A 16,768-nucleotide genomic window follows, 5' to 3' on the forward strand; every position below is an offset into this window, starting at 1 on the left:
CCCCCGAATCGCTGCTCCGGCAGGCGCGGGCCGGGGCCTCGTACGTCTGCCGGGACCGGTTGCTGCTCGGGCTCGCGCTCCGTCCGGCGGTCGGGAACGTCGCCTTCCTCGCGGTGGACACCGTCCTCGCCCTCTTCGCGCACGACCGCCTCGGTATCGGCGCCTTCGGGTACGGCCTGCTGCTCACCGCGGACGCCGTCGGCGGCCTGCTCGGCGCGGGCATCGCCTCCTTCCTCGGCCGGCGGCTCGGCACCGGCACCGCGCTGAGCTGCACCGCGACGGTGGAGGGACTCGCCATCCTGGGGCTCGCCGCCGCACCGAACGCCTACCTGGCCGGGCTCGCGCTCGCCGTGTGCGGGGCGGGCGTGGGCGCCACGATGGTGCTCGGCCCGTCACTCCGGCAGACGATCGTCCCGGCCCACCTGATGGGCCGGGTCGCCTCCACCTCCCGCATGCTGGCCATGTGCGCGGCCCCGTTCGGCGCCTTCCTCGGCGGCTGGCTGGCCACCGCCTACGGCGTGCGCGTCTCCCTCTGCACCGCCGCCGGCCTCCTGCTCACCATGACCGCCGTCACGGCCACCATGACCAGCAACCGGCGGGTCGAGGCGGCGCTGCGCAACGCCACCTCGACCGTGACCTCAGGTCCCGTGGAATCGGAAAATGCCGGTCAGGAAAGCGTCCCGGAACGGCAGTCGGCCACTGAAGTTCTTGAGAAAGTCCCGGCCCCGGCGCTCGCCCACTCGGAATGCCCAGGTTCTGCACTGTGAATTCGTTACCCAAATCTGCGTTCGATTCCTGATCCGCCTCGGCTCGATAATTCGGTGCGGCCGATCATCGCCTGGTCAGGGGCCTGGTCGGCACGCACAGAAAGCCACCGAAATCCAACCGGAATGTCCCCGTGTGGACACGGCTGGCCACATGTTGCCCGCGCGCTTGACCCCCCTCGGCGTTCGGGCTGAAGTGAAGGCCGCGACGCCGCCGAGGCGTCCCCGGCCCCCGAAGGGGAGGGCATCGTGCCCATTGCGATCAGCGAGAACGAACTACTCGCCGACCTGAACGGCTGGTACCAGGCCGAGGCCCACCTCATCGACAGGGCGTGCAACCTCACCGGCGGCGGCTGGGAGCAGTGGGCCACCGTCCAGTTCCTGTTCTGGCAGCTCACCCATCGCGGCGCGCAGGCCCCGAGCTACAAGCGCGAGTACATCGCGCCGCCCTTCCCCAAGCGGGCGTTCGACATCGCCTACAACATGCCGACCGAGGTCCTCGTCGACAGCCGCCACCCGCTGATCCTCACGCAGTGGAAGGCGCTCAGGGACGGCAACGCGGCGAGCACCGGCGCCAACACCGACATCGGGACGCTCCAGGAGATCGGCCAGGAACTCGGCAAGACCATTCCGACGTACCCCCTGCTGGTGATCCTGTCCCCGCAGGACGTCGGCTTCAAGGGCTCGGGCGTGGTCGGCCCGCTGACCCCGGGCGGTGTCCGCCTGTACGTCTCCAGCGCCGCGACGTTCCAGGGCAGTTGGAAGCCGTCCTGACGAGCCCCGGCCTACGCCTCCCCGAGGAATCCGGGATCGGTCAGGCCCCTCTGCCGCGAGGTGTCGGCGGCCAGGCCGAGCACCTCGCGCATGGGGACGGCGCGACGGCTGGTGGCCGAGAGGTCTCGGCGAGCCTCCTTCGTCCACAGGAAGGGAACCACGGAGAGGGCCTGCGACGTGGTCAGCGCGGCGGCCTCCGCGCGCCAGCCCGGCCACCGCAGTCCCTGGTAGAACTCTTCGAGCCCACCGGCCACCAGCCAGGAGAATCACGCGGAGTGTCCTGCCTCCCGCAGTCCCGGCCAGGCCGGATCGTCCGCGTTGACAAGATCATCAATCTCGCGCATTCCGGCATGCTCCCAGCAACGCCCCCCGCAGACGACATCGGCGGAGCCGCAGCGGGTCCGGCGTGAGATCGACCTGCCGGCCGATTCGGGTCGGCGTCGGGTTCCTCAGGGCCGCTTGGACACTGCGGCGGCGACGGCGCGGAAGGCGGGGAGGGCTTCGGCCATGTGGGGGTCGGAGTTGAGGTCCTGGCTGGTCTTGACGATGACGACGTCGTGCTTCGGCGAGACGTAGACGAACTGGCCGAGGATGCCGATGGCGGCGTAGTCCCCCTGGTCGCCGACCCACCACTGGTAGCCGTAGCCGTAGGTGTTGTCCGCGCTGTCGGGCTTGTCGGGCGTCAGGTGGTGGGGCTGGAGGTAGGGCTCGGTGGCGCGGGTCGAGTCGCTGATCCAGCTTCTCGGGATGACCTGGCGTCCGCCGGCGCGGCCGTCGCGCAGGTAGAGCAGGCCGAAGCGGGCGAAGTCGCGGACGGTCGCGTGGTAGCAGCAGTAGGCGATGTCGCTGCCCCGGTAGTCGCGCCCCATCAGCATCGGGGTCTCCATGCCGGCGGGCCCCCAGATCTTGTCGCGCACGTAGGCGGACAGGGGCCTGCCGGTGGCCTTGGTGACGAGCCAGCCGAGGACGAAGGTGTTCATGGAGTCGTAGTTCCAGCGGGTTCCCGGCGGGAAGGCGCGCTCGGCCTCGCGGGCCTGGCTGGTGAGGGGAGCGCCGAGCACCATCCGGATCGTGGTGGAGGTCGCTCCCTTGAAGGGGTTCGCGTAGTCGGTCTCGTCGTACTCGTGGCCCGAGGCCATGTGCAGGATGTCGCGGATCGCGACGCCGTCGTAGCCGGTGCGGCGCAGTTCGGGGATGTACTTGGTCACCGGGTCGGAGACCGAGGTGATCCGGCCGTCGGCGACGGCCGCGCCGACGGCGGTCGCGGTGATGGACTTGCCGACCGACCAGGAGTTGAAGCGGCTGGCCGCGTCGTAGCCCGAGAAGTACCGCTCGTCGACGATCGTCCCTCCGCGCAGGACCAGGTAGCCGAGCGTGGAGGAGCGGGTGAGGAAGTCGTCCAGCGTGCGGGTCTTCCCGGCGAAGGCGTACCTCGGGTTGACCGGCGCGGTCTTCACGGCGAGCGGCTCGGGGGTGGCGGACGGCGCGACCGTCGTCGTCGGGTAGAAGGGCACGTGGGGCAGGAGCGGCAGGGGCAGCGGGCGCTCGGCCGCGCGGGCCGGCGTCGCCAGGACCGACGCCGCGAGGGTGGCGGCCGACACCGCCGCGAAGGCTCCTCGCTTGAACATCGCTCTCTCCGTTCGTCGGGGGGTGGCGTGATCGAAACACTAAGCACCACTGTTGTCAACAGTGGTGCTTAATGGCGGCCACTACCCTGGGACGGTGACCGACGCAGCCCCTCCGCCCGTGCGGCGACGCCGCTCGCTGAGCTTCCTCACCCCCGAAGTGATCATGGACGCGGCCATGGCGCTGATGGAGCGGGAGGGCTCGGACGCTTTGACCTTCCGGCGGCTGGGCGCCGAACTCGGCGTCGACCACACGGCGGTGCTGCGCCACTTCGGCGGCAAGGACGACCTGCTGCTCGCCCTCACCGACCGGCTGCTCACCGAGTCCCTCGCCGGGTTCGCCCCCGCCGGCGACTGGCGGGAGACCCTGACCGACCTGGCCCGCCGGGTCCGCCGCGCCTGCCGCGCGCACCCGCACTCGGCGGCCCTGGTCGCCGGGCGAACCTCCCGGGGGGAGGCCGAGTTCGCCGGCGCCGAGATCGTCATCGGCGCCCTCCTCGAAGCCGGGCTCCACGGCCGCGAGGCCGCGTCCTGCTACCGGGCCCTGGTCGACACCGCCCTCGCCTACTCCACGTACGAGGCCATCCACCTCACGCTGCCCGAACCCGCCCGTGCCCGCGACCGCGAAGCCTGGACCCGCGAGTACCGCGCGCTTCCCGCCGACCGCTTTCCGGCGATCGCCGCGGTCGCCGCCCACCTGGCCGAAGCCGACGCCGAGGACCAGTTCGAGACCGCCCTGGCCCTCTTCCTCGACGCCGTGGAACTCCGCGCCTCCCGCGCTCCGGGCACGCCCTGACGCGCCACGAGGTCACCTCGCGCTTCCGCCGAGGACGAGACACAGTCGTCACCTCTCCGGACAGAGCCCTGAGCCCTGGCCGCCACTGACCCCGAAGCCGGACGGCGCGAGCGCCGACCGCACGGTGGAGTCACCTCCGCCAGAGTCACGGCGGTCGAAGCTGCGCGGCCGGAACTCGCCCAGCCGGTGCGGGGACGGGGTCGGGGTGCGGGTCAGGCGGGGTTGAGGAGGCGGTGGGCGAGAGCGGTGTGGCGGCGGCCGGCGGAGGTGGTGCGGACGGCCGCGGCGAGGGCTCGGCGGGAACCGGTGAGGACGACGAGTTTCTTGGCGCGCGTGATGGCGGTGTAGAGCAGGTTGCGCTGGAGCATCATCCATGAGCTGGTGGTGAGGGGGATGACGACGGCCGGGTACTCGCTGCCCTGGCTGCGGTGGATGGTGATGGCGTACGCGTGGGTGAGCTCGTCCAGCTCGTCGAAGGAGTAGTCGATGTCCTCGTCCTCGTCGGTGCGGACGGTGAGGGTGTGGTCTTCCGGGGAGACCGCGGTGACGACGCCGACGGTGCCGTTGAAGACCCCCGCCTCGCCCTTGTCGTAGTTGTTGCGCAGCTGGGTCACCTTGTCGCCGGGGCGGAAGACCCGGCCGCCGTAGCGGCGTTCGGGGACGGTGTCGATGTGCGGGGTCAGGGCGTCCTGGAGGAGGGCGTTGAGGGAGCCCGCGCCGGCGGGGCCGCGGTGCATCGGCGCGAGGACCTGGACGTCGCGCCTGGCGTCCAGGCCGAACTTCGCCGGGATGCGGTTGACGACGACGTCGACGGTGAGGGCGGCGGTCTCCTCGGACTCCTCGCAGGGGAACAGGAAGAAGTCGGGGTAGCCGCGGGTGTGGGGGTGGTCGCCCGCGTTGACGCGGTGCGCGTTGACGACGATGCCGGACTGCTGGGCCTGGCGGAAGATCTTGGTGAGCCGGACGCGCGGGATGGCCTGTTCGGCGGCGAGCAGGTCGGCGAGCACCTCGCCCGCGCCCACGGACGGGAGCTGGTCGACGTCGCCGACCAGCAGCAGGTGCGCCCCCGGCGGGACGGCCTTGACGAGCTTGTTGGCGAGGATCAGATCGACCATCGAGCACTCGTCGACCACGACCAGGTCGGTGTCGAGGGGGTTGTCCTGGTCGAACCTGGCGTCGCCGCCGGGCTGGAGCTGGAGCAGGCGGTGGATGGTGGCGGCCTCGTGGCCGGTGAGCTCGGCGAGGCGCTTGGCGGCGCGGCCGGTCGGCGCGACCAGCGTGATCCTGGCCTTCTTCGCGGCGGCGAGCTCGACGACGGAGCGGACGGTGAAGCTCTTGCCGCAGCCGGGACCGCCGGTGAGCACGGCGACCTTCTCGGTGAGGGCGAGCCTGACGGCCTGCTCCTGCTCGGGGGCGAGCTCGGTGCCGGTGCGGCCGCGCAGCCAGGTGAGGGCCTTGGCCCAGTCGACGTCGGCGAAGGCGGCGAGCCGGTCGCGCGGAACGTTGAGGAGGGTGCGCAGCCCGCGCGCGAGGGAGCCCTCGGCGCGGTGGAACGGGACCAGGTAGACGGCGGGGACGTCGTTCACGCGCTCGCGGACGACGCCCTCTTCGGCGGCCAGCTCGTCGAGCGCGGGGACGATGAGGTCGCGGGGGACGCCGAGGATCTTCTCGGCGGCGGTGACGAGGTTCGGCTCGGGCAGGTAGCAGTGGCCCTGGTCGGCGGCCTCGGACAGGGTGTACTGGAGCCCGGCCTTGATGCGCTCGGGGCTGTCGTGCGGGATGCCGACGGCCTGCGCGATGGTGTCGGCGGTCTTGAAGCCGATGCCCCACACGTCGGCGGCGAGCCGGTACGGCTCCCGGCGGACGGTGTCGATCGACGTGTCGCCGTACCGCTTGTAGATGCGGACGGCGAGCGATGTGGAGACACCGACGCCCTGCAGGAAGACCATCACCTCCTTGATGGCCTTCTGCTCCTCCCACGCGGCGGCGATGCGCGCGGTGCGGCGCTTGCCGAGTCCGCGGACCTCGACCAGGCGCTCGGGCTCCTCCTCGATGACGCGCAGGATGTCGGTGCCGAAGTGGGAGACCATGCGGTCGGCCATCACCGGGCCGATGCCCTTGATCATGCCGGAGCCGAGGTAGCGGCGGATGCCCTGGACGGTCGCCGGCAGCACGGTCGTGTAGGAGTCGGCCTCGAACTGCCGGCCGTACTTGGGGTGGGAGCGCCAGCGGCCGGTCATCCTGATGCTCTCGCCGGCCTGGGCGCCGAGCAGCGCCCCGACGACGGTGAGCAGGTCGCCGCCGGACCTCTCGGTGGCGACGCGCGCGACCGTGTAGCCGGTGTCCTCGTTGGCGTAGGTGATCCGTTCGAGCACCGCCTCGAGGACCACGGGTTTCGGGGGGCCTGCCGCCTGGTTCGTCACGCTCGCCATCCTCGCGGACCGGCCGCCGCCGTCGAAACCGAAACCGGTTCTGGGGATGACCGCGCGTCCGCCGTGGCCGCATCCGGCGAACGATCTGGATCTGCCCGTGATCGCGACGTACGGTCCGGGCGCACCCGTACCACGAGTACCGGAGGTATCGCAGGTGTTCCGCTCCCGAGCCCTGGCTCTCGCGATGGGCCTGTTCACCGCCGTCCCGCTCGCCGCCGCCACCCCGGCGACGGGCCAGTCCCCCACACCCGTCCCCGGATTCACCGCGCGGTCGTCCGCCTGGCAGCGCGCGTACGAGAAGGCGTTCAGCGCGATCCCGTCCGCCGCCGAGGCGCGGCGGCTGGACGCCGAACTGGCCAGGGAACCGGCCCTCGCCGGGACCACCGGCGACTGGCACCGGGTCCAGCGCATCGTCCGTGAGCTGCGCTCCTACGGGCTCAGGCCCGAGGTGAGGACCTACTACACGTACCTGTCGCGGCCCAAGCGCGTCAGTGTGGAGATGACCGCGCCGCAGCGGCGCGTCCTGCCCGTCAAGGAGAAGAAGCAGCCCTGGCAGAAGTACTACGACGACATCATCCCCGGCTATAACGGCCTGTCTCCGTCCGGGAACGTCGAAGGCGAGGTCGTCTACGCCAACTACGGACGTCCCGAGGACTTCGCCCTGCTCGCGAAGAACGGCATCTCGCTCAAGGGCAAGATCGTGCTCGTCCGCTACGGGCAGGTGTTCCGGGGCGTGAAGCCGCGCGAGGCGGCCAAGGCGGGCGCCAAGGCCGTCATCATCTACTCGGACCCCGCCAACGACGGCTTCCGCCGTGGCACCGTCTACCCGCAGGGACCGTGGCGCGCCTCGGACGGCATCCAGCGCGGCAGCGTCGGGCAGATCATGTACGCCGCCGGCGACCCGCTCACCCCCGGATGGCCGTCGACGCGGAACGCGCCCAGGCTGAAGCCGTCGCAGGCTCCGGAACTCCAGGGGCTCATCCCGACGACGCCCATCTCCTACGGCGCGGCCGAGCCGCTTCTGCGCGCGCTCAACGGCGCCCAGGTGCCGAAGGAATGGCAAGGCGGACTCCCCTTCCCGTACCACTTCGGCCCCGGCGGCACGCGCGTCCATCTGGACCTGCAGAGCAGGTTCATCACCACGCCCATCTGGGACGTGACCGTACGCATCCCCGGGGCGAAGCGTCCGGACCAGGAGGTCGTCCTGGGCGGCCACCACGACGCGTGGGCGTACGGATCGCTGGACAACCTGTCCGGCGCCGAGAACGTGCTCCAGGTGGGACGCGCTCTCGGACGGCTGCTGAAGCGCGGCTGGCGTCCCGCACGGACGATCCTCCTCGCCACCTGGGACGGTGAGGAGTACGGCATCTACGGCAGCACCGAATACGCCGAAGAGCACGAGAGGCAACTGCGCGGCGCGGTCGCCTACGTGAACATGGACATCGCCGCCGGATCGCAGTTCGGCCCCTCGGCGACGCCCGCGCTCGACCAGAGCGTCATCGACGCGTCCAAGGAGGTCCGCTGGCCGGGCACCGGCGGAACGCTCTACGACGCCTGGAAGAAGCAGAACAACGGCACGACCCCGATCGACCGCATCGGCGGCGGCTCCGACTTCCAGCCGTTCTTCCAGCGGTTCGGCGTCCCCGCCATGGACCTCGGCGCGGGCAGCCCCGGATCGTCCGGCAACTACCACTGCACCTGCGACGACTTCTACTCCACGGACCACTTCGGCGACCCGACCTGGGAGTACCACGCGGCCATGTCCCGGCTGGCGGGCATCGCCACGCTCCGCCTGGCCGACGCCGACGTCATCGCCCTGCGCTACCAGCCCTACGCCGCCGAGACCGTGGGCTACCTGAACGACTTCACCACCGAGCAGCGCAAGAGGTTCGGCGAGGTCAAGGTGGACGTGTCCCGCGACGTCCAGCAGGCCCGCGCGTGGGAGCAGGCGGCGAGGTCCCTGCAGGCACGAGCCGACGCGGCACTCGCCAAGGGCGACCCCACCGCGTTCCGCTCCCTCAACGACCGCCTCATGCGCGCGGAACGGGACCTGCTCACCAACGCCGGGCTCCCCGCACGGCCGTGGTACCGGCACCAGATCTACGCGCCCGGCATGGACACCGGATATGCCACCCAGCGGCTCCCGGCTCTGCACGACGCGCTGTTCCTGCAGAAAGACCCGGCCACCGCGCGCGCGTACGAGGCGCGCCTGTACGCCAGTCTCCGAGCCGCGACCCGAACTCTCACCCCATGAGGACGACCATGAAGTCGCTTCACGCAGCCGGAAGCACCGTCCTGCTGGCCGCGGCCACCCTTCTCGTGGCCGTGCCCTCTGCGGACGCCGCGAACAGACCGTCCATCGGCAAGGAGGCGTTCGGCAAGCTCGCCGACGGCACCCGGGTGGACCGGTACACCCTGCGCAACGCGCACGGGATGCGCGTACGCATCCTCACCTACGGCGGCATCATCCAGATGCTGGACGTCCCCGACCGGAAAGGGCATGACGCCAACGTCGCCCTGGGCTTCGCCACTTTGAAGGACTACGTCGACAAGAACGGCGGCCCGTACTTCGGCGCGCTCATCGGACGCTACGCGAACCGCATCGCCAAGGGCCGCTTCACCCTGGACGGAAAAACCTACCGGCTGCCCGTCAACAACGGCCCGAACAGCCTGCACGGCGGCATCAAGGGCTTCAACACGAAAGTGTGGAAGGCGACGGTCGTCAAGGGCAAAGGCACCGTCGGCCTCCGGCTCACCTATGTCAGCAAGGCCGGCGAAGAGGGCTACCCCGGAAGGCTCACCACCTCCGTCACCTACACGCTCGGCAGCGCCAACCGGCTCCGCCTCGACTACCGGGCCACGACGGACAAGGCCACCATCGTCAACCTGACGAACCACTCGTACTTCAACCTCGCCGGAGAGGGCACGGGCGACGCCTACGGGCATCGGCTCCAGGTCAACGCCTCCCGGTACACGCCCACCGACACCACCCAGATCCCCACCGGGAAGCTCGCGCCGGTCAGGGGCACCCCGTTCGACTTCACGCGTCCCCACGCCATCGGCGAACGCATCCGCGACAACGACCCGCAGCTGCTGATCGGGCACGGCTACGACCACAACTTCGTGCTGAACCAGCGCCGCCCCGGCGAACCGGTCCTCGCCGCCACGGTGACCGAGCCGCGGTCCGGACGCGTGCTGCGCGTCAGCACCACCGAACCGGGCGTCCAGCTCTACACCGCCAACTTCCTGGACGGCACCCTCGTCGGCACCAGCGGCCACGCCTACCGGCAGGGTGACGCGCTGGCGCTCGAAACCCAGCACTTCCCCGACTCCCCCAACCACCCGACCTTCCCCTCGACCGTCCTGCGGCCCGGCCGGGTCTTCACCTCGACGACGACCTACGCCTTCTCCACCACCCACTGACTCGCCGGCCCACTGATCAACTGACTCGCTGATGCGCTGACCTGCGCGGGCGGGCTCGAACGAACGGCGGCGGCCCCTCCAGGGCCGCCGCCGTTCTCGTTTTTCCGCGCAGCGCCACCCACACACCATTTCCTTGCGAATAACCAATGCCGGAAATATGCACTTCCGGTGATCGGCAACGGCGCTTCCTCCTCGCCGCAACCGGGCCGATGGGCTGGACCGGAACACCGTTCCCGCTTATCGTTTTCGTCGTTCTCTCCCACGCCGTCCATCGGCGAAATCGAGGGTTCACAGTTGTCTTGCCCTGAGGCGAGTTATTTGTTCGGACTCTGACATAAATCCCGCAGACTGCCCCATTTGTTTGGCCGGCGCGCGGCTCACCACGCGCCCCGATCCCGACGGCGGTGCCGCATGACCTCCGAGAAGCCTCCGCTCGACTCGTTCGACTTCGGCCCGCCGCCGCTCGCGGACTCGCCAAGCCCGGTCTCGCGGACGCTCCCGGCGTCGCATCCGGAGCCGTCCCCGGCGGAGGACCCCGAGCACACGGACGCGCCCTCGCGCACGGTGTCGCTGCCACGCACGGAGTCGTCGCCGCACACGGACGCGTCGCCGCGTCCGGCGGGCGACCCGTTCGCCACCATCTGGGCCGACGATCCCGAGCCGGCACCGGGGAGCTTCTTCTCGACGGCGTCCTCGCCACCTGAGCAGACCGCCTTCTGGGAGGCGGACCTGCCGTCGCTGCCCCGCACCGCGCCGTCCACGCGGCGGCGCTCCCGCGGGCTGGTGCTCACCGTCGTCGGTGTCGTCGCCGCCACGGCCGGCGGCACGCTGGCCTGGGCGCTGGTCAGCCAGGACTCCGGCCCTTCACCCGCCGGCACCCCGGTGACGCCTCCCTCGCTCGCCAGCACGGCACCCGCCGCGACGCCGTCCGCGGTCGTCCCCCCGGCGTCCGCCCCGCCGTCCGTCCCGACGCCCGCCCCGCCGTCCGTTCCGACGCCTGGCGCGGCCTCGCCCACCGAGCGGCCCACCGCCGAGAAGAGTCCGGCCGGTTCGGGGACCCAGGGCGCCCGTCCACCGGCACGACCGCACAGGAGCGACGGCGGACACAGCGGCGGAGGCGGCCGGCGGACGACCCCGCCGTCCCGTCACCGCGCCGCGCCTCCGCGCGCGAGCAACCCCAGGCCGAAGCCCAAGCACAAGGCACCGCCCCAACCGAAGCTGTGCCCGGTCTACGACAACGGCGTCCTCGTGGCCTACCGGCCCTGCTAGCCCGGGGCCCACCGGCCCTGCTAGGCCGTGGCCCACCGGTCCTGCTGACCGCGCACCGACCCAGTCCACCGCGACCCGATCCGCACATCCCGCCCAGGACGGACCTCGATGATCAAAGCCCACGCAGTGTTCGCCTCTGCCGCCGCCGCGGCGATCACCGTCGCGCTCGCCTGCCCCGCCTCCGCACGCGCCGCCGCCGTGCCGTGGCGGCCCGCATGGTCCGGACTCGGACCGCAGCACACGGCCCTCGCCAGCGACTTCTCGCCGGTCAGCGTCCTTCTGGTGACGCACCTGAAGACCAGCGCGAAAGCACCGCGGACGAGAGGCGTGCAGGCCCGGGTCACCGGGCCCGGCGGCTGGAGGCGGAACCTCGCGCTGAAGCTGTGGAAGGGGCAGAGCCGCACCGACGGCAACTGGTCGAACCGGCTGTCGCTCCCGCCGCAGTCCCCCGCCGGGGACTACAGCGTCGGGTTCCTCGCCACCAACGCCAGGGGGCAGAAGGCGTGGCGCGGTTCGGCCGCGTCCTTCACCCTGAGCAAGACCAGCCACGTGCCGCTCGGCATCTCTCCGGACGGCACTCTCCAGATGACGTCCGGCGGACGGACCCTCACCGCGCAGCTCTTCCGGCCCGCCCGCACCTCCAGCGCGTACGCGACGCTCACCGGGCCCGACGGCAAGACCCTGACCTCGGGGTTCAGCCTGATGTCCGGGAACACCGACTACGGGATGTGGCGGGCGGTGCTGCAACTGCCCGCCACGTCCGCCCCCGGCACGTGGAGCATCAGCACCTCCTACGCCACCGCGCCCGGCAGCACCTGGAACGCCGGGCCCAAGGCCGCCGTGACGCTCCGGCAGACGTCCGCGGTCACCCTGACCGCCAGGCCCACCAAGGTCAGGCGCGGGCGGCCGGTCGTGCTGTGGGGACGGCTCGCCGGACGCCTGCCCAATGGAGGTTATGGCGGGCTCGCCCGGCGCAGGCTCCAGCTGATGTTCCGCTGGAACGCCGGTGGCGCGGGCGCGCAGCGGATCAACAGCGTCACCACCGACGCCAAGGGCGGTTTCCGGGTCTCCGGATACGCGGCCCGCAACGGCTGGATGTGGGTCACCTGGGCCGGAGACTCCCTCTACCAGCCCGGGACGAGCCGCAACCTCTGGATCACCGTGAAATGACGCCGCACCGCTGACGCGTCTGACGGCAGGGAGGGAGCACGGCTAACGGCCGTGCTCCCTCTCCGTTTCCGGGGTCCGGCCGTTGGCGGGCTCCAGGACGCCGGTCTCGGTGATCAGGGCCGTGACCAGCCGGGCCGGGGTGACGTCGAAGGCCGGGTTGTGGGCGCGGGCGCCGTGCGGGGCCACCGGCGCGGTGCCGTTGGTGAGGATTTCGGCGGACGGGCGTTGTTCGATGGGGATCCGGGCGCCGTCCGGAGTGGACAGGTCGACGGTGCTCCAGGGAGCGGCCACCAGGAGGGGGACTCCGGCGGCGGCGCAGGCCAGGGCCACCGCCAGGGTTCCGACCTTGTTGGCGGTGTCGCCGTTGGCGGCCACGCGGTCGGCGCCCACGATCGCGGCGTCGACGCGGCCGCCGAGGATGGTCCCGGCGGCGGCGCTGTCCGGCTGGACGTGGTACGGGATGCCGAGCCGGTGCAGTTCCCAGGCCGTCAGGCGGGAGCCCTGGAGGAGGGGACGGGTCTCGTCGACGTAGACGGTCTCGACGCGGTCGCGGGTGTGGAGCTCGCGGACGACGCCGAGGGCCGTGCCCCAGCCCGCCGTGGCCAGGGCTCCGGCGTTGCAGTGGGTCAGCAGGCGCAGCGGGCGGTCGCCGAGGCGCGCGCTCAGCCACTCCGCGCCGTGGCGTCCGATGGCGCGGTTCCCCTGGACGTCCTCGTCGAGCAGGGCCAGGGCTTCGGCCAGGACGGCGTCGGCTCCCCGGTCCGCGAGGGGACGGACCCGGTCCACTCCCGCCGCGAGGTTGACCGCCGTGGGACGGGCTTGGCGGATGCGGACGATCGCGGCGTCCAGCGTGGCGGCGTCCCAGCCCTCGCGTCCGGCCTGGCGCAGGGCCAGGACGACGCCGAACGCGCCCGCCACGCCCAGGGCGGGCGCGCCGCGGACGACGAGCCGCTGGATGGCGTCCACCAGGTCGTCGACGTCCACGACGTCGCGGTACTCCAGGCGCGCGGGCAGGAGCGTCTGGTCGAGGAGGCGCAGGGCGTCGCCGGTCCATGCGATCGGAGCGATGTCGGCCGTCATGGGCTCATCTTCGCGCACGCCTGTGAGCCGCGACACGTTCCCGGCTTCCGCAGCGGGCCGAGCAGTAGCGGCGCGGGGCGCCCCGGCCGGTCATGGCGAACGGCCTTCCGCAGGCGGGCGACGCGCACAGGCCGCCGGGCAGGGACCGCCGTTCGGCCAGCAGGACCGCCAGGGCCAGGGCGCGGTCGCGCCGTCCGGCGGCGGCGAGGGCGCGGATCACGGTCAGGAGCAGGCCCGTCCGGACGTGCGGTTCCGGTGCGGCGCGCGCGATCCGTTCCGCGCGGTTGAAGTCGCCCCTGGCGGCGGCGTTGCTGAGCAGTTCGTTCTGGACGACCGAGCGCACGTGCGGGTCGAGGATGCGGGAGAGGGCGTCGTCGGCCCGGTCGAGCGAGCCTCCGGCGTCCGCGACGCGCGCGATGTCGGCGAAGGCGAGGTCGCGGTAACGCGCGGAGTCGATCGCCAGGGCGAGCGCCCAGGCGTGGTCGAGGTCCCCACATGCCGCGGCCGCGATGATGAGGTCGTGGCGGTCGCTCACTCGGCGGTCAGCCGTCCACGTGCACGGAGAGGCATGGGGTAAAGGAAACCCCATCCGCTGGTCTGCCGCCAGCATCGACGTGCCGCGAGCCGGACGGCCGCCGGGCGCGTGGCGTGCCCGCGCGACGTGCCCGCGCGGCGGGCGCGCGTGGGCGGCCCGGGCCGGGCGGCGTGAACGGTCAGACGCTGCGCAGGACGGAGACGACCACCCCCAGGATCACCGCGTCGTCGCCGTCGATGACGTCGTAGGCCGGGTTGCGCGGTTCGAGGAGGACGTGGCCGCCGCGGCGGCGGTAGACCTTCACGGTGGCCTCGTCGTCGAGCATCGCCGCGACGATCTGCCCGGAGTGGGCCTCGGGCTGCTGCCGGACGACGACGATGTCGCCGTCGCGGATCGCCGCGTCGACCATGGAGTCGCCGCGGACGCGCAGCGCGAAGACGGTGCCGCGGCCGGTCAGCTCGCGCGGCAGCGACAGCGTGTCCTCCACGTGCTCCTCGGCGGAGATGGGCGCCCCGGCGGCGATGCGGCCGACGACGGGGACGGGCACCGACGCCTCGGCGGACGCGGGGCCGCCCGGCTCGCGCAGGAACATCCGCACGTCGATCGGGCGGTACACCGAGGCCGACCGGTTCAGGAAGCCCAGGTCCTCCAGGACGCGCAGGTGGCGGGAGACCGACGAGGTGGAGCGCAGGCCGACGGCGTCGCCGATCTCGCGCGTGCTCGGCGGGTACCCGTGCCTGACCACCCAGTCCCGGATCGCGGCGAGGATGCGCTGCTGGCGCTGGGACAGGGCCGACACGTCCAGGCCCCCGAAACCGTCAAGATCATCGTAGGTGGTCACGGGCGAAATGCTAGAGGGAGGGTCGGACATCCGGCGGGACGCCGCGACGCGCGTCACGGGACGGCCCCCTGGACGAGGACGACGGCGCTGCGGGAAGTCGCGGCGCGCGGTTCCAGGAGCCGGGACGGACGGCGGCGCGCGCGTATCGTTGGTCGGCGTCACCGGCCGGACACGGGGTGCGGTGCCGGTCTCGGGTGAATGGCGGGATCTGTCGTAACAACGGCGCCTTTACTGGCAGGTTCGAATCTTCCAGCGGGCGTGTAGGTGATCTAGCATCGCGCTGACATCGCTTGGTCCCGAGTCCTGACACCCCCGCCGCCGTCGCGGCGGACCGTCTCCCGCCCGAGAGGACCCGATCGACATGACCCGACGTCTCATCGGGGCGGCCGTCGCCGCCCTCACCGGCGCCGCCCTGCTCGCCGGCCCCGCCGTCGCCGCCAACGCCGACCCGGCCCCGACCGCCCCCCGGGTCGGCCACCCCGCTCCCACCGCCCCGCTCGCCGCCACCGACTACCACGCGATCGTCGCGCTGAGCAACTGCTCGGGGTCGGTCGTGCGCGGACCGCTCTCCACCGACAACGACCCCGCGCTCGTCCTCACCAACGGGCACTGCAGCGAGCTCGGCATGCCAGGGCCCGGCGAGGTCATCACCAACCGCAGCTCCTCGCGGTCGTTCAGCCTGCTGAACAGCACCGGGACGCGCACACTCGGCACGCTGCGGGCCTCGCAGATCGAGTACAGCACGATGACCGACACCGACGTGACGCTGTACAAGCTGCGCAGCACCTACGCGCAGATCAAGTCCCAGTACGGCACGGACGCGCTGCGCCTGTCGGCGTCGCACCCGGTGGCCGGGACGTCGATCAGCGTGGTATCGGGCTACTGGCGCACCACCTACAACTGCAAGATCGACGCGTTCGTGTACCGGCTGCGCGAGGCGAGCTGGACCTGGAAGGACTCGCTCCGCTACACCTCGTCCTGCAACACCATCGGCGGGACGTCGGGCTCGCCCGTCATCGACACCTCGTCCGGGCTGGTCGTCGGCGTGAACAACACCAGCAACGAGAACGGCGAGACGTGCACGCTCGACAACCCGTGCGAGGTGGACCAGAACGGCACCACGACCATCCACCCGGGCATCGGCTACGGGCAGGAGACCTACCTGCTCACGCAGTGCCTCACGGCCACCAACGACATCGACCTGACCCAGGCGAGCTGCCAGCTGCCGAGGCCCTGACCCCGCCCGGGACCGCCCCGGTTCCTTCCTGATCCTTCGAACGGCCCGGGTGTCCGTGTTCGTCCCACGGACGCCCGGGCTTCGCCGTGCCCGGGCTTCGCCGTGCCGGGCCGCGCCGTGCCGGGTCAGGCGTCCGGGGTCGTTCGGTCGGCGACGTGCTTCAGGAAGCGGCGCAGGGCGGGGTTGGGGTTGTCGCGGGACCACGCGAGCGTGATCGGCACGGTCGGGACGGGGTCGGCGAAGCGCCGGATCGCCACGCCCGGCACGTGCAGCGTGGCCGCCTTGCCCTCGGTGACGAAGCTGATGCCGCGCCCCTGCGCGACGGCGAACAGCATGTGCTCCTCCTCCGGCTCCGAGTGCGCGACGTCCGGACGGACGCCCTCGCCGAAGACCTGGTCGAGCATGCGGTCCCACATCCTCGGGCCGTGCTCGCGGGGCCACCACACCAGCGGGCGGCCCGCCACGTCCGCGCGGCGCAGCCGGCGCCTGCGCGCGAGCGGGTCGCCGGTGGGGACGGCCGCCACGATCGGCTCGTCGCCGACCGTGCGGGAGGCCAGGTCGTCGCGCGGGTCCTCCAGCATCCGCAGGAACGCCGCGTCGATGGAGCGCTCGCGCAGCCGCTGCTCGTCGCGCGCGGTGAAGCCGCTGGTCAGCCAGACGTCCACGGCGGGGTCGGCGGCGCGGAAGGTGTCGACGAGCTCGGTGACGACGCTGCGCGGCGCGGACCGGGTGAGGCTGACCGCCAGCCGGCCGGGGGGGGCCGCGCCGCTCCCCCCGGCCCCCCCCGCACGGCCGGGCGGCCCGGCCCCGCACTACGGCCGA

Annotated in this window: 15 protein-coding genes; 8 read left to right on the plus strand and 7 right to left on the minus strand. The window is 72.2% G+C overall.

Annotated features, from left to right (window positions below; all coding sequences use genetic code 11):
- On the plus strand, window positions 1-767 hold a 767-nt coding region (locus AB0J52_RS07335), incomplete at its 5' end, for an MFS transporter (RefSeq protein ID WP_500180698.1).
- 246 nt (window positions 768-1,013) lie between these two features.
- On the plus strand, window positions 1,014-1,538 hold the full coding sequence (locus AB0J52_RS07340; protein ID WP_500180699.1) for a hypothetical protein: 525 nt from the start codon (window positions 1,014-1,016) through the stop codon (window positions 1,536-1,538).
- A gap of 11 nt (window positions 1,539-1,549) precedes the next feature.
- Here the strand turns inward: AB0J52_RS07340 and AB0J52_RS07345 are convergent, their stop codons facing one another.
- Together AB0J52_RS07345 and AB0J52_RS07350 are read right to left on the minus strand one after the other, a co-directional pair.
- Window positions 1,550-1,792, minus strand: a complete 243-nt coding sequence (locus AB0J52_RS07345) for a DUF2625 family protein (protein WP_500180700.1) — start codon at window positions 1,790-1,792, stop codon at window positions 1,550-1,552.
- Between the two features lie 195 nt (window positions 1,793-1,987).
- The gene (locus AB0J52_RS07350; RefSeq protein ID WP_500180701.1) at window positions 1,988-3,166 is read right to left on the minus strand and encodes a serine hydrolase domain-containing protein; all 1,179 of its coding nucleotides are present in this window, start codon (window positions 3,164-3,166) and stop codon (window positions 1,988-1,990) included.
- 94 nt (window positions 3,167-3,260) lie between these two features.
- On the opposite strand from AB0J52_RS07350, the gene AB0J52_RS07355 reads away from it, so the two are divergent.
- Window positions 3,261-3,959 (plus strand): TetR/AcrR family transcriptional regulator C-terminal domain-containing protein, encoded by a 699-nt coding sequence (locus AB0J52_RS07355; protein WP_500180702.1) that lies wholly within the window; start codon window positions 3,261-3,263, stop codon window positions 3,957-3,959.
- A gap of 212 nt (window positions 3,960-4,171) precedes the next feature.
- Here AB0J52_RS07355 and recD2 read toward each other — a convergent pair whose 3' ends face one another.
- The gene (gene recD2 / locus AB0J52_RS07360) at window positions 4,172-6,382 is read right to left on the minus strand and encodes an SF1B family DNA helicase RecD2 (RefSeq protein WP_500180703.1); all 2,211 of its coding nucleotides are present in this window, start codon (window positions 6,380-6,382) and stop codon (window positions 4,172-4,174) included.
- 163 nt (window positions 6,383-6,545) lie between these two features.
- On the opposite strand from recD2, the gene AB0J52_RS07365 reads away from it, so the two are divergent.
- The 4 genes from AB0J52_RS07365 (at window position 6,546) to AB0J52_RS07380 (ending at window position 12,253) form a co-directional block, all read left to right on the plus strand.
- Window positions 6,546-8,645: a M28 family peptidase gene (locus tag AB0J52_RS07365; protein ID WP_500180704.1), complete on the plus strand. Its 2,100-nt coding sequence runs from the start codon at window positions 6,546-6,548 to the stop codon at window positions 8,643-8,645.
- Between the two features lie 8 nt (window positions 8,646-8,653).
- Complete coding sequence (locus AB0J52_RS07370) at window positions 8,654-9,814, plus strand: aldose epimerase family protein (protein WP_500180705.1); 1,161 nt, start codon at window positions 8,654-8,656, stop codon at window positions 9,812-9,814.
- 411 nt (window positions 9,815-10,225) lie between these two features.
- Window positions 10,226-11,083 carry a hypothetical protein gene (locus AB0J52_RS07375; RefSeq protein WP_500180706.1) on the plus strand — a complete coding sequence of 286 codons (858 nt, stop codon included), beginning with the start codon at window positions 10,226-10,228 and terminating at the stop codon, window positions 11,081-11,083.
- 126 nt (window positions 11,084-11,209) lie between these two features.
- Window positions 11,210-12,253, plus strand: coding sequence for a hypothetical protein (locus AB0J52_RS07380; RefSeq protein ID WP_500180707.1), 1,044 nt, complete (start codon window positions 11,210-11,212; stop codon window positions 12,251-12,253).
- Between the two features lie 42 nt (window positions 12,254-12,295).
- Here the strand turns inward: AB0J52_RS07380 and mtnA are convergent, their stop codons facing one another.
- The 3 genes from mtnA to lexA form a co-directional block, all read right to left on the minus strand.
- On the minus strand, window positions 12,296-13,333 hold the full coding sequence (mtnA, locus tag AB0J52_RS07385; RefSeq protein ID WP_500180708.1) for an S-methyl-5-thioribose-1-phosphate isomerase: 1,038 nt from the start codon (window positions 13,331-13,333) through the stop codon (window positions 12,296-12,298).
- Window positions 13,334-13,337: 4 nt separating this feature from the next.
- Window positions 13,338-13,868, minus strand: a complete 531-nt coding sequence (locus tag AB0J52_RS07390; protein ID WP_500180709.1) for a CGNR zinc finger domain-containing protein — start codon at window positions 13,866-13,868, stop codon at window positions 13,338-13,340.
- Between the two features lie 178 nt (window positions 13,869-14,046).
- Window positions 14,047-14,739: a transcriptional repressor LexA gene (lexA, locus tag AB0J52_RS07395; RefSeq protein ID WP_500180711.1), complete on the minus strand. Its 693-nt coding sequence runs from the start codon at window positions 14,737-14,739 to the stop codon at window positions 14,047-14,049.
- 331 nt (window positions 14,740-15,070) lie between these two features.
- Between lexA and AB0J52_RS07400 the strand changes: the two genes are divergently transcribed.
- Window positions 15,071-15,946 carry a S1 family peptidase gene (locus AB0J52_RS07400; protein WP_500180710.1) on the plus strand — a complete coding sequence of 292 codons (876 nt, stop codon included), beginning with the start codon at window positions 15,071-15,073 and terminating at the stop codon, window positions 15,944-15,946.
- A 125-nt stretch (window positions 15,947-16,071) separates the two neighbouring features.
- On the opposite strand, the gene AB0J52_RS07405 is transcribed toward AB0J52_RS07400, so the two are convergent.
- Window positions 16,072-16,692: a LysR family substrate-binding domain-containing protein gene (locus tag AB0J52_RS07405; RefSeq protein ID WP_500180712.1), complete on the minus strand. Its 621-nt coding sequence runs from the start codon at window positions 16,690-16,692 to the stop codon at window positions 16,072-16,074.
- Window positions 16,693-16,768: the final 76 nt, after the last annotated feature.

Source organism: Spirillospora sp. NPDC049652 (genome assembly GCF_040675125.1).
Lineage (GTDB): Bacteria > Actinomycetota > Actinomycetes > Streptosporangiales > Streptosporangiaceae > Spirillospora.